The 14,673-nt window shown below is 55.9% G+C and carries 14 protein-coding genes; 5 read left to right on the forward strand and 9 right to left on the reverse strand.

Features of this window, described 5'->3' with window-relative positions; genetic code table 11:
* The first annotated feature begins 1 nt into the window (after position 1).
* The 5 genes from V6N04_RS06125 (at position 2) to V6N04_RS06145 (ending at position 4,636) form a co-directional block, all read left to right on the forward strand.
* Positions 2-784: an ABC transporter ATP-binding protein gene (locus V6N04_RS06125; RefSeq protein ID WP_371169255.1), complete on the forward strand. Its 783-nt coding sequence runs from the start codon at positions 2-4 to the stop codon at positions 782-784.
* Positions 777-1,712, forward strand: coding sequence for an ABC transporter permease (locus V6N04_RS06130; protein ID WP_371169256.1), 936 nt, complete (start codon positions 777-779; stop codon positions 1,710-1,712). The genes V6N04_RS06125 and V6N04_RS06130 overlap by 8 nt, the downstream gene beginning before the upstream one ends.
* Positions 1,709-2,554 carry an ABC transporter permease gene (locus tag V6N04_RS06135; protein ID WP_371169257.1) on the forward strand — a complete coding sequence of 282 codons (846 nt, stop codon included), beginning with the start codon at positions 1,709-1,711 and terminating at the stop codon, positions 2,552-2,554. Before V6N04_RS06130 ends, V6N04_RS06135 begins: the two co-directional genes overlap by 4 nt.
* Before the next feature lie 43 nt (positions 2,555-2,597).
* Positions 2,598-3,587, forward strand: a complete 990-nt coding sequence (locus tag V6N04_RS06140; RefSeq protein ID WP_371169258.1) for an ABC transporter substrate-binding protein — start codon at positions 2,598-2,600, stop codon at positions 3,585-3,587.
* A 140-nt stretch (positions 3,588-3,727) separates the two neighbouring features.
* Complete coding sequence (locus V6N04_RS06145; protein ID WP_371169259.1) at positions 3,728-4,636, forward strand: sugar kinase; 909 nt, start codon at positions 3,728-3,730, stop codon at positions 4,634-4,636.
* A 256-nt stretch (positions 4,637-4,892) separates the two neighbouring features.
* Here V6N04_RS06145 and V6N04_RS06150 read toward each other — a convergent pair whose 3' ends face one another.
* From V6N04_RS06150 to V6N04_RS06190, 9 genes are all read right to left on the reverse strand, one after another.
* Positions 4,893-5,414, reverse strand: coding sequence for a hypothetical protein (locus V6N04_RS06150; RefSeq protein ID WP_371169260.1), 522 nt, complete (start codon positions 5,412-5,414; stop codon positions 4,893-4,895).
* Between the two features lie 217 nt (positions 5,415-5,631).
* Entirely contained in the window at positions 5,632-6,921 is a 1,290-nt protein-coding gene (locus V6N04_RS06155; protein WP_371169261.1) for an imelysin family protein, read from the reverse strand.
* A gap of 207 nt (positions 6,922-7,128) precedes the next feature.
* Positions 7,129-7,842 carry a FadR/GntR family transcriptional regulator gene (locus tag V6N04_RS06160; RefSeq protein ID WP_371169262.1) on the reverse strand — a complete coding sequence of 238 codons (714 nt, stop codon included), beginning with the start codon at positions 7,840-7,842 and terminating at the stop codon, positions 7,129-7,131.
* A gap of 31 nt (positions 7,843-7,873) precedes the next feature.
* On the reverse strand, positions 7,874-8,965 hold the full coding sequence (locus V6N04_RS06165) for an ABC transporter ATP-binding protein (RefSeq protein WP_371169263.1): 1,092 nt from the start codon (positions 8,963-8,965) through the stop codon (positions 7,874-7,876).
* Positions 8,966-8,968: 3 nt separating this feature from the next.
* A complete protein-coding gene (locus V6N04_RS06170; protein ID WP_371169264.1) occupies positions 8,969-9,826 on the reverse strand; it encodes a carbohydrate ABC transporter permease in 858 nt (285 codons plus the stop codon).
* Positions 9,823-10,695 (reverse strand): carbohydrate ABC transporter permease, encoded by an 873-nt coding sequence (locus V6N04_RS06175; protein WP_371169265.1) that lies wholly within the window; start codon positions 10,693-10,695, stop codon positions 9,823-9,825. Before V6N04_RS06175 ends, V6N04_RS06170 begins: the two co-directional genes overlap by 4 nt.
* Positions 10,696-10,778: 83 nt before the next feature.
* A complete protein-coding gene (locus V6N04_RS06180; RefSeq protein ID WP_371169266.1) occupies positions 10,779-11,990 on the reverse strand; it encodes an ABC transporter substrate-binding protein in 1,212 nt (403 codons plus the stop codon).
* Between the two features lie 86 nt (positions 11,991-12,076).
* Entirely contained in the window at positions 12,077-13,174 is a 1,098-nt protein-coding gene (gene hisC, locus V6N04_RS06185; RefSeq protein WP_371169267.1) for a histidinol-phosphate transaminase, read from the reverse strand.
* A 3-nt stretch (positions 13,175-13,177) separates the two neighbouring features.
* Positions 13,178-14,671, reverse strand: a complete 1,494-nt coding sequence (locus V6N04_RS06190; protein ID WP_371169268.1) for an aldehyde dehydrogenase family protein — start codon at positions 14,669-14,671, stop codon at positions 13,178-13,180.
* Positions 14,672-14,673: the final 2 nt, after the last annotated feature.

The raw sequence follows: 14,673 nt of genomic DNA on the forward strand, positions 1-14,673 counted from the left end.
GTTGAACACAGAAACGGTGATTAAGGCCGAGAACCTCTCGCTGACCTTTCAGACCAATGACGGGCCGGTGCACGCGTTGAAAGACGTATCGCTCGACATCAACAAGGGCGATTTTGTCAGCTTCATCGGTCCCTCGGGCTGTGGCAAAACCACGTTTCTGCGGTGCATGGCTGATCTTGAAGAACCCACCGGCGGCACGATCACTGTCAACGGCGTGTCCGCGCGTGAGGCTCGGAAGTCACGCGCCTATGGCTATGTTTTTCAGCATGCGGGACTTTATCCATGGCGGACCATCGGGCGCAACGTGCGCTTGCCGTTGGAGATCATGGGGTATTCAAAATCTGACCAAGACGAGCGGATCAAACGCGTTTTGGAGCTGGTTGATTTGGCCGGGTTTGAGAAAAAATTCCCTTGGCAACTGTCTGGCGGCATGCAGCAACGGGCTTCGATCGCCCGCGCGTTGGCCTTTGATGCGGACATCCTGCTGATGGACGAACCCTTCGGAGCGCTCGATGAAATCGTTCGCGATCACCTGAACGAACAACTATTGCAGCTTTGGGCCAAGACCCAAAAGACGATTGCCTTCGTCACACACTCGATCCCCGAGGCGGTGTATCTGTCGACCAAGATTGTCGTCATGTCACCGCGACCGGGTCGGATTTCGGATGTGATCGAAAGTCCGCTGCCCAAGGATCGGCCCTTGGACATTCGCGACACGCAAGAGTTTCTGGACGTGGCCCACAGGGTGCGTGAAGGGCTGCGCGCGGGGCATTCCTATGACTAAAACCGCGCTTTCTGTCCTGACGGTGCTGGCCGGGATCGTAATCGTATGGTTTCTGGCCGTGGCCCCCATGAATATCCGGGTTGCCTTGGATCAAGCGGATCGCGCCGGTGAAATCGTCACGCCAGAGACACCGGTGGAACGGCGCGAGGTTTCAAGTTGGAGCCTCATGGCCAACAACAGCGCGCATATTGCGACAGGCTACAACCTCGATCGCCCGCGCCTGCCCACCCCAATGCAAGTGGGTCAAGAGTTATGGAAAACGACCGGAGCAATGGCTTTGAAGGGTCGCGCATGGTCAAAGCGGTCCCTGATTTATCATGGTTGGATCACGCTGCAATCGACATTCTGGGGATTTCTTCTTGGCACGACAATCGGGATCATCGGGGCCATAGCCATTGTGCAATCGCGCGTGATCGAGATGTCGATGATGCCTTGGGCCATCATATCACAAGCCGTTCCAATCGTCGCGCTTGCGCCCATGATCATCGTGCTGTCGTCACAAGTCGGGATTGACGGGCGCGGATTTCCGAAAGCGCTGATTTCATCATATCTGTGCTTCTTCCCGGTGCTGGTCGGCATGGTCAAAGGGCTGCGCTCGCCGACCTCTGAACAACTTGACCTTTTGAAAACATACTCGTCTTCCCGTGCGCAGCAGTTCCTGAAATTGCGCATGCCCGCGTCGCTTCCCTATCTATTCACTTCACTGAAAATCGGCATTGCTGCGGCCTTGGTCGGCGCCATCGTCGGAGAGCTTCCAACAGGCGCAATCAGCGGCCTTGGCGCGCGTATTCTGATCGGTGATCAGTTCGGCACGCCGCTGGCGATCTGGTCTGCGCTGTTTGCGGCGGCAATTCTTGCGGGTGTTCTGGTCACACTGATCGACCGAACGCAGCATCTGTTGCTTCGCCGTATGGGGATGCGCTCATGAGTTGGTTGGTCCTTGCATTCATCTTCTGGATCGCGGCCTGGGTGGCCAATGTCGTAATGGTGCGCTCCAGATGGGTCGATACCACTGCCGTGCGTGTCATCGTCCCGGTGATCTTCGGCCTGACCATTCTGGTCGCGTGGGAGGCCGTGGTACGGTCCTTCAATATCTCTGCCGCAATCCTGCCCGCCCCGTCTGACGTGGCAAAAACCTTCGCGAATTCGACTGGTATGTTGTGGGAGGACTTTCAGCAAACGGTTCTGAAAGGCGCCTTACGCGGCTATCTGATCGGAGCGATTGCGGCTTTCGTGATGGCAATCCTGATTGACCGTTCGGCATTCCTGACCCGCGGCTTGTTGCCGATTGGTAACTTCGTAGCAGCGCTGCCCATCGTGGGCGTGGCGCCGATCCTAGTCAGCTGGTTCGGCTTTGACTGGCATTCGAAAGCCGCTGTGGTCGTGGTCATGGTCTTCTTCCCGGTATTGGTGAACACGGTGCAGGGCCTGCGCGAAACTGATGTGATGATGCGAGACCTTATGAAGACCTATGCAGCGGGCTATTTCTCGACCTTGATCAAACTTCGCATCCCCGCCGCTATGCCCTTTATCTTTAACGGTTTGAAAGTCGCAGCAACGCTGGCCCTGATCGGCGCTATCGTTGCTGAGTATTTCGGATCGCCCACACGCGGCATGGGGTTCCGCATTTCAACAGGCGTTGGCAGTCTGTCGATTGATCTGGTTTGGGCGGAAATTGCCGTGGCGGCGATGGCAGGTACCATGTTTTATGGTATCGTTGCATGGTTTGAAAAGAAGGTGACGTTCTGGCACCCATCCCAAAGAGGCTGAGCAAAACAAATAAAAACTAACTAAGTTCAACAAGGAGAGAGACATGAATTTCAAATCAGTGATTGGGGCAGCCGCCCTTGCTGTTACCTCTAGCACGGCAATGGCCGCAGATGATGTGACCCTGCAACTCAAGTGGGTTACGCAATCCCAGTTTGCGGGCTACTACGTCGCGTTGGAGAACGGGTTTTACACAGACGAAGATCTGAATGTCACTGTCCTGCCCGGTGGTCCAGACATTGCGCCCACTCAGGTGATCGCAGGTGGCGGAGCCGACGTGATCGTTGAATGGATGCCGGCCGCCCTTGCCGCCCGCGAGAAAGGCCTGCCACTGGTCAACATTGCACAGCCTTTCGCTTCGTCCGGCATGATGCTGACATGCTGGAATGACGTTGGGATCGAAACCCCCAACGATTTGGCTAATCGCACGCTGGGCGTTTGGTTCTTCGGCAACGAGTTTCCGTTTATGAGCTGGATGTCTCAATTGGGCATCGCCACAGATGGTGCCAGCGATAAGGGCGTGGAAGTGCTGAAACAGGGCTTCAACGTCGATCCATTGCTGCAACGTCAGGCCGATTGCATTTCGACCATGACCTATAACGAGTATTGGCAGGTCATCGACTCCGGTGTCTCACCCGATGAATTGATCACGTTCAAATATGAAGATCAGGGCGTCGCAACGCTTGAGGATGGTCTTTATGTCATGGAAGACAAGCTGAGCGATCCGGCCTTTGTCGACAAGATGGAACGCTTTGTCCGCGCCTCGATGAAAGGCTGGAAGTGGGCCGAAGAAAACCCAGCCGATGCAGCCATGATCGTTCTTGAGTATGACGAGACCGGCGCACAGACCGAAAAGCATCAGGTCCGCATGATGGGCGAGATTGCCAAACTGACCGCTGGATCAAATGGCGCGTTGGACGAAGCGGCATACAAGCGCACGGTGGAAACGCTGCTGGGTGGCGGCTCTGACCCCGTGATTACAGCCGAGCCATCAGGTGCATGGACCAGCGCGATCACCGACAAGGCGCTGAATTAAGGTCAATAAGCGCAAGAATGGAACGGCGCGCCCAAGCTGGCGCGCCGTTTTCTTTTGTATCGCTCGGCAAGTATTAAATCTGTTGCAAGCAATAAAAGGATTTGTGAGGGTGCAGCGGACGTGAAAAGGAGCTTATGACAATGAGAAAACGCATCGTTTTCGCAGGCGAAGTTATGGGCGAGCTGAGGCATTCGGAAAGCGATGGCGATGGCTTCGCTGTCGGGTTCGCGGGCGACAGCTTCAACGCGGCAGTTTATTGCAAAAGATGTTTGGGCAGTAATGGAGAGGTCGCATATCAGACCCGAATAGGTCATGACCCCTTGTCCGCCGGCGCACTCGCGCTTGCCAAAGGCGAACAACTGGACACCGAAGCAATCCGCTATGACGCGTCACGAAATCTAGGCCTGTATGCAGTGAAAACGGACGCGGCGGGCGAACGGTCTTTCTTTTATTGGCGCGAACACTCCGCGGCCCGTACTCTATTTCAGGACCCAAAAGAGCTTGATGTCTTCGCCCAGGCCGACATCATTTACCTATCTGGGATTACGCTGGCGATCATCGGTCAAGATCAGCGAAACAAGGTGCTGGATAAGGTGGCGCAGCTGCGCGCCTCGGACAACGTCGCTTTTGCATTTGACAGCAACTATCGTCCAAAGCTTTGGGAAAACGTGCAGGCCGCCCGCGAAACAGTGTCACGCGCATGGTCGATCACCGATATCGCACTTCCCTCTGTCGACGACGAAATGGCTTTGTTCGAAGAGGCTGACGAACAAACCGTACTCGCCCGGCTACGAACGTATGGTCTGACGCAAGGCGCCCTGAAGCGCGGAAGCCTCGGCCCGGTATCGCTTGATCCGGCCCAAGGCGACAACATCAGTTTTCCTGCGGCCAAAACCGTTGTCGACACCACCGCCGCAGGGGACAGTTTCAACGGTGGATTTTTGGCAGCACTCTTGCAAGGTGCACCAGCCTCTACCTGCATGAAAGCGGGGCATGATCTGGCGTGCGAGGTGGTCGGCCAACCGGGTGCTATCACACCGCGTACTTAGAAGAATCGCACCACCTTTGGTGGATTTTATCTGTGCGTGAGGAACATCCAGGATGAATAATGACCCGTGGTCATTTAATGGAAACAGTTCGTTCCAATGACATTTCCCCGGGGTCATTCTTGATCGGTCCAGCAATATGCATAGGGTCTTGCTATACCCACGTTCACCCGAACGACCACTCATGAAAGGTCGCGCATCCCCTCGCGCGGCCTTTCTACCTTCTCCGTCAAACGGTAGTCCGGTGAACGGTCATGGGCTACATCCCTTCAGATAACCCGGCCTGTTCCGATCCCTTCGGGATCGCATGGCCCGAAATATTCGAACAATGTGCCAGGATATGTGACAATTCCCTGGTGGCCTGCAAAACGGGCGCTGTGTCGTTGCCCTCGCAGATCAACAACGCATGGGTATGCGCACGGGATATTTGCCCCCGCCGCATGGCAACGACAATGCCGATCAACTGGCGCTCATCATCGCACAGCACTTTGCAGCAGCCCGGGCAATCAGGGTTTGAGAAACGAAACACTTCGCGACGCGATATCCGCATGTTCTGCACAACCGACAACACGGCCAGCGCAACATTTGCGGCCTGATCAGCAGGGAATTGATCAAGCGCGTGTCGAAAGGTCCCCATCCATCCCTGTGTGCTTGAGCGTGTGAAGCTTTGGAAAAAATATCGCATAACATGCAAGACTGCGCGCTCATCAGCATCAAGCCCCGCTGTTTCCAAGAGAGCCGCATCACCATGTTTGGGCGCCGTACAGGGATCATGTGTCATAGTCCGCTCCGGGTTTCGTTTCCGGGAAGGCGGCATGGCCTGAGGGGTGCCGAGGATTGCGGGCCCTCCCGAAACATATTGTATGGTTCGCTGGCAATCGGTGCGGGCTGCTCGATTTATCTGACAGAAAATGTCGGGTTTTGCAAGCCATTTTCAATGAAAAAGGGCATCGCGAGATGATCGCAATGCCCTGATTTAAAAGACAATATGTGCGATCTTACTGAAAGACAGCCGTCGGATTGTCCAAGCTATCCGATCCCTCGACGGCGAGCTCTGCACCGCTTACGACCACAACGGCGCGTTCAATGTTGCGGGTCTGCTCGACCAGGTGATCGATCGCATTCTGAACCAAGGCACCGCCAGCTGCATCAACGCCGAGCATTTGGTCATACGACGTGCCACCCTCAGCGGCTGTTACGATACCGCTCATCGCGATCATCGTCTCGTCCAGATCAACCAGCAGGTTGTTCGCCAACGCCTCGTCATTGGCCTGTACCAGATCATAAAGCGACGGGCCTTCAACAACGGATCCGTCAATGCGGACGTAGCGCCCGGTATAAACATTGCGGATGCCCAAAGCATCGAAGTAGTGCGAGTTGTGCGAGTTATCCGAGAAGCAATCATGCTCTTCTTCTGGATCATTGAGCAACAGGCCAAGCTTCATACGCTCGCCAGCAAGCTCGCCGTAAGACAGGCTGCCCATACCAGTGAAGGCCATCTTCACGCCCTTTGCGGTGTCCGTGGTCACATCGGTGCGCCCTTGCCCGCCTTCGGACCAATTCGCCACAGCTTCTTCCAGATCGCTGACCAGAAGGTTCGCAGCGGTCACAAGATAATCTGCGCGACGATCACAATTGCCACCGGTACAGTTGGTAAGGTCGTAGTCCGTGGCAGGGCGCATCCCCGCCCCATGATCTGTACCGTTCAGATCCTGACCCCAAAGAAGGAATTCGATAACGTGGTATCCGGTTGCTACATTGGCCTCGATACCGTCGATCTCCTGAAGACTCTCAAGAAGCTCTGGGGTGATTTTGCTTGCGTCAATGGACTTGCCGCCAACCGTCAATGCGGGGTTTGCGATCACATTGGCTGTCGAAAACGGGTTTTCGTCATTGACGCCATAGTTGCTTGCCCCTTCGCCAGCATCCTTGTCTGCGACAAGGACATCAACATAGTCAATCATCCCTTCATCCAGCGGCCAAGCGTTCACCTTACCCTCCCAGTCGTCGACGGTCGGGTTACCAAAGCGGTATGCCTCGGTTTGTTGATAGGGGACGCGCGCCCGGAGCCACGCAGCCTTTGCCGCTTGCAATGTGCCTTCGGATGGGCTGGCAACCAGTGCATCCACGGCGACCTTCAGCGCCTTTGCCGTAGTCAGGCTATCTTCGTATCCGGCAAGTGCGATGTCGGCATAGGTGGTCAGCACGTCGGCTGGTTCGGCAGCCTGCGCCAGCGCGGTAGAACCGAGCAGCAAAGGCAAGGCCAAAAGGGTGTTCTTGAAGGTCATGGTATCCTCGTTCTCTGAATCGTTGACGTTCTATTACACGACAATTTTTATCAGGTAAACTATCCTTATTATATTTGTCAGGTATTTTAACGCCCTCAAATCATTCGATATGCTTCTTATGACGCCCGTATGACATGCGGGCACAGCCCAGTGGCGGGCGCATTTATCGTATCGCAATTTTGGGGGTCTCTTGGTGGTCAGAAAAGGTCAGTATGCTGGCTGATCCGCCCAACCGATAATCTTCTGATACCGGGTAAGGTGCCGCTGCATCGCATCACGCGCCGCACTGGCATCCCGTGCGATCAAGGCCGCCAATATGCGATCGTGATCCAACAGGGACAATTCTGCATATTGCTCGATCTGAACCAGATTTTCGGCAGCCTCGGACAAAGGCGAACGCATTACATTCCATAGCTCGCGTATCAGATGTGCGGCGGTGGCATTCTGTGCGGCACGCGCGACCTCGACATGGAACACTCCGTCTGGATCATCTTTCGGGTCATGGCGAAACGTCTCGTTGCGAAAATCTTCCCATCCGCGATTCAAAGCCGCTTGCAGCGTTGCAAGGTTGTCATCTGTTCTGCGTTCCGCGGCCAGCCCGGCCAGTTGCACCTCAAGGCACATGCGGATTTCAAGGCTGTCTCGGATCGAGGTGCCAAACTCCAGGACCGGTTCCAACAGGCTACGTCCGGGTCCTGTATCGACCACATAGCTGCCGGACCCACCGCGAATTTCGACAAGCCCATGAAGCTCCAGCACCAGCAGCGCTTCGCGCACAGTCGTGCGGGACACCGATAGCATCTCGGACAATGCGCGTTCGGTTGGTAGCCTTTCAGCCTTATTGAATTCTCCCTGCGCAATACGGGCCGCAAGGTCAGCAGCGACCTTTTGGTACAAACGATCCTGAGGAAGATTGAGCATAGAAGGCTCCTAACGCGAACTTAACGAGAGTTCATAGCCGTTTTCCGGATTGAGGGTCAAACAAAGACACGTTCTGCATGTCCATATAAAGCGTGGCCTCGGCCCCTTCATCAGGGGTACGCGACGACCTGAAGCGGCTGGCGATGGTCTGCTGTTCGAAGTCGAACCACACCTGAACATCGCTTCCGGTCAGTTCGGACCGCAGTACTGTCAGATGCGCCTCAAGGCATTCGTGACCCTCCAGCCGCTCTTTTTGCCGGTAGATATTTTCTGGCCGAACCCCCAGAGTGGCTTTCTGGCCGTCCTGCGGTGGCGTGATGAAATCGTAACCGGACAAAGGTGCAGAATGGGACCCGATGACAAAACGTGGTGCGCCGTCCTGGGTCCGAATTTCGCCCTCAAGAAAGTTCATCTTGTTGACCCCAATGAACTCCGCAACGAAGCGGTTTTCCGGGCGGTGGAACACGTCATAGGGCGTGCCAAATTGCTGAACATATCCTTGGTCCAACACGGCAACCTTGGTGGCCATCGACATGGCTTCGATCTGATCATGGGTCACAAGAACGAAGGTTCGACCAAGGCTGCGGTGAAGCTCTCGCAATTCAAACCGCATCTGGTTGCGCAGCTTGGCATCGAGGTTCGACATAGGCTCGTCCAGAAGGAAAATATCAGGGTCACGCACCAACGCCCTGCCGATGGCCACGCGTTGTCGCTGACCTCCTGATAGCTGACTGGGCTTGCGATCCAATAACGGTTCGATCTGCAAAAGCTTTGCGACTTTATCAACCGCCAGCTTGCGTTCGGCTTTGGGCACGCGCGCGCATTCCAGACCAAAGCTGATATTGCGTGCCACGCTCATCGTCGGATAAAGCGCGTATGACTGGAACACCATGGCCACGTTGCGATCTGCCGGGTCCACGTGTGTTACGTCGCGCCCCAAAATCTCGACCACACCGCCGGTGGTTTCTTCTAGTCCCGCGATGCAATTCAACAGCGTCGACTTCCCGCAGCCAGACCCCCCCAACAGCACCAGAAAATCCCCCTTCTCGATCTCGATCGAGATATCATGCAGCACTTCGACGCTGCCGTAGTTCTTCACGATGTTTTTCAATTTCAAAGACATGTCTTATCCTTTCACCGCGCCTTGCGTCAGACCACGGACAAAGAACTTGCCCGCGACCAAAAACAACAACAGGGTCGGAAGCGCCGAGATCATCACGGCCGCGATATTCATGTTGTATTCCTTCACCCCATAGGACGAGGCGACGATGTTCTGAACCGCAGCCATGATCGGCCGCTTGGCCGTATCCCCAAACGTCAGAGCGAACAGAAAGTCGTTGTAAATCCCAGAGAAAACGAGGATCAGCGCGACCACCATAATCGCAGGTGACAGCGGCAATATGATCGCGAAGAAAATCTTGAAGAACCCCGCCCCGTCCATAATCGCCGCGCGTATCAGCTCGTCCGGGAGCGTGACGTAGTAGTTACGAAAGAGCATCGTGGTCAGCGGAATACCATAGACGGTGTGGATCAAGATCAACCCCGCCGTGGTGCCGAACACACCAAGCTCGCGCAAGGTGACTGCCAGCGGAATTAAGTAGAGTTGAAGTGGGACAAAGCTGCCGATCAGAAGGGCCGCGAACAGAATGTCTGCGCCCTTGGACCTCCACTTTGCCATGACGTAGCCGTTTAAAGCGCCGAACAGGATCGCAAGGATCACCGCTGGGATGGCGATTTCAAAGGTGACAAGGAAGAAGGGTTTGATCCCATTACAGTCCAGCCCAGAACACGCGCTGGACCACGCTTTGACCCATGGCTCGATTGTCCACACCTCGGGCAAGGATATGATCGAGGAATTGCGCACTTCGGTCAGTGTTTTGAACGAGGCCACCAGCATCACATAAAGCGGTGCAAGGAAGTACAGTCCGAAGAAAACCAAAGCTGCATAAAGCGCTGCGGTTTTGAAGGTGTATTGGCGTCTCATGCTTCCTTCCTCCGAACTTCGTAAAGCAAATATGGCATGATGATCATGATCATCGTGACGACCATAATGACCGCGCCAGCCGCCCCCTGCCCGATACGCCCGCGCTGGAAGAAGTACTCGAATACATAACGTGCAGGCACGTCAGAGGCGTAACCCGGGCCACCGTTAGTCAGCGCGACAACGACGTCGAAACTGCGTACAACCTGAAAACCCAACAGCATCACCGCTGTCAGCAAGGTGGTCCGAAGTTGCGGAAGAATGATTGAGACATAGACACGCCAGGTTGGCACCCGGTCGATGCGCGCGGCTTTCCAAATCTCGCCGTCCACGGATTTGATGCCAGACAGAAACAAGATCATGATCAATCCTGTGCCATTCCAGACCGCCGCGAACACAATCGTGTAGATCGCGTAATCCGGCGACACGAGCCAGTTGAAGCTAAAGCTTTCATACCCCGTATTGCGTACGATTTGTTGGATGCCGCTGGTCGGGTTCAAAATCCATTGCCAGGCCAAGCCAGTCACAACAAGCGACAGCGACATGGGGTAAAGGTACATGGTGCGAAACAGTGCTTCGCCCTTGGTCAGACGATCAAGAAGCATGGCAAGACCGGCACCAAGCACAATGCAGCCCGCAAGGTAAAGTCCGCCGAACAGGAACATATTAGTATAGGCCACCCACCAACGATCATCGGCAAAAAGGGCGCTATAGTTTTCAACACCATTCCAAGTGTGCTTGGGCAGGAACTTAGACTTGGTGAACGACAGATATCCGGTGTACAGCGCAAAACCCCAGATGAAGTAGAGCGCGACGACGATGGTTGGCAGCAATACCAGCCATGCCTTTATCCGGTTCGAGGAGACCTGCATCGCAATGCTCCTTCCCTCTTGGTTTTGATCGAGGTCCTTGGGCGCAGAACGCGGTCCGCGCCCAAGTTTTTCGTGTGCTTGCCTTACTTAACCAGAGCCGCGATCAGGTTTTGATGTGCGGTCTGCGCATCAATTGACCCGTTCCAGAACGCCGAGACGTTGTCTTTTACGGCCGTCCCAACGTCGATTGCGCGACCATTCCAATGGGTGGCCGTCACAGCACTGCCCATCGCAGTCACAGCTTTGGCCGGGCAGCCATCAAAGTCAGCTGGGTCGGCTTTGTTTGTCGCAGGCAGCGTTCCCTTTGCCTTTGCAGCGGCGACCTGCGTGGCAGGGTCCATTACGGCATTGGCAAACAATGCCTGCGCGGCTTTATCGGCGTCATCTTCAACTGCGATGAACTGGAACCCATCTGCGACAACCGTCAGGCTGTTGTCCCATGGGGTCAGGCGGCAAGACCATTTTCCGCCCTCTGGGCCCATATCGCCATATCCACCAGCGGCCCATGGGCCCATGAAGAAATAAGCGGCTTTGTTGGACAGCATCAGCGTGTTTGTGTCGTTCCAGCTGCGGCCAGACTTGCCTTCATCCGTGAACTCTTTCAACGAACCCATTTCTTCCAGCGCTTTCAGCACGGCGTCAGATTTCACGACGTCCGAATCACCGGTCAGCAATCCTTCGTAAAGAGCTGCGCCGCCGACAGCCAAAAGCACATGATCAAACAAGATAGCTTCCTGCCAAGACTGGCCACCGACCGCCAATGGAATGATGCCGGCTTCCTTTAGCTTTGGCAGCGAGGCTTTGAAATCATCCCAACTGTTGGGTGGTTGAACGTCTGCGGCTGCAAGGGCGTCATTGTTGGTGTAAAGCCAGTTGATCACGTCAACGAATACGGGTGCTGCCACCCAGTTGCCGTCATATTTGCCGACTTCAGCCAAGCTTTCGGACAAATTGCCCGCCCAGCCGCCTGCCGAAGCGACGTCATCCATATTCTGCAACAAACCGCTTTCCGCAAATTCGCGCATCACGCCGCCAAGCGACGACTGCAGCGCCATCGGGGGTGTACCGCCGATGACGCGGGTTTTCACAGATGAGATACTGGCTTCCGTATCCGGGAACGACGTGTCTTTCCACGTTCCGCCCATCTCGACATATTTGTCGCGGAAGACGCGCATCGCCGCCGCTTCGCCGTCCGAATTCCAGTTATGCGAGACATCACTGTCTGCCAATGCAGGCGCTGCGACAGAGGTCATCAGCGCAAGCATGCTGGCCTTGATCGTGTAGTTAAAGGTCATATTGGCCTCCCTTAATCGCCGGGATTGTTATGATCCTCTGCCCGTCCGGCGCGGGTAGAAGATGAACCGCCAGGCAGGACCTGCGGTCAGGTATTGGACTTCGCCCGTGATTGGGCCCAGTCGCGGATTACCGCGATGGTTTTCGACATCTCCTCCTCAGTGCCGATCGAAATCCTAAATTCATTGGCCTCGCCTGAAACGGGCCGCCCTAGAATGCCCGCCTTTTGCAAGGCCGCATCTATGGTTTTTGCCTCATCCCCACCGTCACCAAAGACGATCAGAACGAAGTTGGTTTGACTGGGCACCACGTGCAGGTCTAACGCTTCGAGATCAGCAACAAATTGGCGACGGATCGTATTCATCCGGGCCACTGTTGCAGCCAGATAGTCCTGATCCAGGACCGCCGCCTCTGCCGCGGCCAGCGCTGCTGCATTGGTGTTAAACGGAGTGCGTAGTCGCGCAACCGCATCCACGACGCGATCCGGCGCGACCGCCCAGCCGATCCGCTGTGCTGCCAGCCCATAGGCCTTGGAAAACGTCCTTGTGACGGCCACGCGCCCCTCGGTCGAGAACATGGACAGCCCACTTTCGTAGTCGTCAGCGTCGACAAATTCGGCATAGGCCGCATCGACAAGCAAAAGCATATCTTCAGGCAACTGCGCTTCAAGCCATTCGAGTTCGGCAGCCGTTGTATAAGTGCCCGTCGGGTTATTTGGCGTGCAGATATAGACCATCTTGGTTTTGTCCGTCACCGCCGCAGCCATGGCTTTCACATCCACGCGGAAGTCGGTTTCGGCGCATTTCACAACCTCAGCCCCGACCGAACGGGCATAAATCTCAGCCATCATAAAGCTGTTTTCACTGATCACGATCTCGTCGCCTGCCGACAGGATAGTGCGGATGATCAGGCCGAGTGCCTCTTCCGAGCCATTGCCCGCAAAGATGTTGGCCTCGGGCAGGTTATGCACTGTCGCAACCGCTGCGCGCAGCCCGGCCTGTGATCCGTCCGGGTAACGGCCCAGATCAACTTCAGTTGCGTGAAACGCCTCGACCGCTTTCGGGCTGGGCGGAAAGGGCAGCTCGTTTGATGAGAGCTTGATCACCTGATCCACCCCTTCAATCGTGCTTTGACCCTGCTTGTATGGAGCCACCTTCGACAGCGTTTCTTTTGCCGCAATCGACATTGTTCAGTCCTTTCCGGCGATAGAGATCATCACCGATTTCGTTTGTAGGTATTCCGACAAGCCTTGCTGGCCCAACTCGCGCCCCCAACCGGATTGATCATGCCCTCCGATGGGCATGTGCAGGTCGGGGATGTTATGAATGTTGACCCAGACAATGCCGGCATAAATCGCGCGACTCATACGCAGCGCCCGGTCAATGTCTTTGGTCCAGACTGATCCGGCCAACGCGTAGTCTGTGCCGTTGGCAAGCGCGATGGCTTCGTCTTCTGTATCGAACCCGCGAACGGCCAATACCGGGCCGAAAATCTCTTCCTGCACCAACGGGTTAGTCTGATCATCGACCGCCAGGATCGTTGGTGGAAAAAACGCGCCATCCCCTGCAACAGGCGCACCGCCGCAGACCAGATCAGCCCCTAGAGACTGGCCTTCGGTCACGCGGCGGGCGATGTCGGCACAATGGCCGTGGGAGGAAACAGGACCAAGATCGGTCGTATCGTCAAACGGGTCGCCCATTTTCAGGGAACGAGCCTTGTCGGCCAGTCGAGCCGTGAATTCTTCGCGGATGTCGTTGTTGACATAAAGCCGCGATCCCGCCACGCAGACCTGCCCGGAATTTCCGAAAATCGCATCCGCAGCACCGTTTACCGCTGCGTCCAAATCGGCGTCGGGGAACACTACTATCGGGGATTTCCCGCCCAGCTCTAACGAAAGCTTCTTAAGATTGCTGTCGGCCGAGGCATGTACCAGCCCGCGCCCGACCCCGGTCGATCCGGTGAAGGCCAACTTGTTGATCTCTGGGTGGCTGGCAATTGCTGCCCCCACGACCGAACCGGGCCCTGTCACGATATTGATCACCCCATCAGGCACACCCGCTTCCGCCGCGAGTTCGGCAAAACGCAGAAGGCTAAGTGGCGTGATATCGGCAGGCTTGATCACCATGGTACAGCCCGTTGCCAGCGCCGGCGCGATTTTCCAGCCACCTATCACAAGCGGTCCGTTCCAAGGCAGGATCATCCCAACCACGCCGACCGGGTCATGGAAGGTCATCCCATGCAAGTCGCCAACCGGGAAAGACAGCGCGCCGCTTTGTCCCGCAATCTTGGTGCAATAGCCCGCGTAGTACCGGAAAGTCTCCGCAAAAAACGGCACTTCCATTTTTGATGCCGCAACGAATGGTTTGCCCATGCATAGCGTTTCAAGCTCACCCAGTTCTTCGGCGTGCTCCTCGATCAGATCAGCCAGACGCCACATGATCCGGGCGCGAAGGGTCGGGTTCATGTTCGCCCACGCGCCAGATCCAAATGCGTCTCGGGCAGCACCTACCGCGCGATCAACATGGTCCGCAGTTCCCGCGCAAACGCTCGCAAATTCCGCACCCGTGGCAGGATTGATCAGCGCGCGAATTTCACCTTCGGCCACGGGCATTCCACCAATCCGAAACGGTACCGGATCGGCCAACCACGCCTTTGTCGCGTCAGAGAGCTTATGCACCGCCATCC

It is taken from the genome of Aliiroseovarius conchicola (genome assembly GCF_041403445.1).
GTDB lineage: Bacteria > Pseudomonadota > Alphaproteobacteria > Rhodobacterales > Rhodobacteraceae > Aliiroseovarius > Aliiroseovarius conchicola.

Coding starts and splice junctions, on each gene's coding strand:
- V6N04_RS06130 (WP_371169256.1), top strand. CDS start 777: ATGACTAAAACCGCGCTTTCTGTCCTGACGGTGCTGGCCGGGATCGTA.
- V6N04_RS06135 (WP_371169257.1), top strand. CDS start 1,709: ATGAGTTGGTTGGTCCTTGCATTCATCTTCTGGATCGCGGCCTGGGTG.
- V6N04_RS06140 (WP_371169258.1), top strand. CDS start 2,598: ATGAATTTCAAATCAGTGATTGGGGCAGCCGCCCTTGCTGTTACCTCT.
- V6N04_RS06145 (WP_371169259.1), top strand. CDS start 3,728: ATGAGAAAACGCATCGTTTTCGCAGGCGAAGTTATGGGCGAGCTGAGG.
- V6N04_RS06150 (WP_371169260.1), bottom strand. CDS start 5,414: ATGACACATGATCCCTGTACGGCGCCCAAACATGGTGATGCGGCTCTC.
- V6N04_RS06155 (WP_371169261.1), bottom strand. CDS start 6,921: ATGACCTTCAAGAACACCCTTTTGGCCTTGCCTTTGCTGCTCGGTTCT.
- V6N04_RS06160 (WP_371169262.1), bottom strand. CDS start 7,842: ATGCTCAATCTTCCTCAGGATCGTTTGTACCAAAAGGTCGCTGCTGAC.
- V6N04_RS06165 (WP_371169263.1), bottom strand. CDS start 8,965: ATGTCTTTGAAATTGAAAAACATCGTGAAGAACTACGGCAGCGTCGAA.
- V6N04_RS06170 (WP_371169264.1), bottom strand. CDS start 9,826: ATGAGACGCCAATACACCTTCAAAACCGCAGCGCTTTATGCAGCTTTG.
- V6N04_RS06175 (WP_371169265.1), bottom strand. CDS start 10,695: ATGCAGGTCTCCTCGAACCGGATAAAGGCATGGCTGGTATTGCTGCCA.
- V6N04_RS06180 (WP_371169266.1), bottom strand. CDS start 11,990: ATGACCTTTAACTACACGATCAAGGCCAGCATGCTTGCGCTGATGACC.
- hisC (WP_371169267.1), bottom strand. CDS start 13,174: ATGTCGATTGCGGCAAAAGAAACGCTGTCGAAGGTGGCTCCATACAAG.
- V6N04_RS06190 (WP_371169268.1), bottom strand. CDS start 14,671: ATGGCGGTGCATAAGCTCTCTGACGCGACAAAGGCGTGGTTGGCCGAT.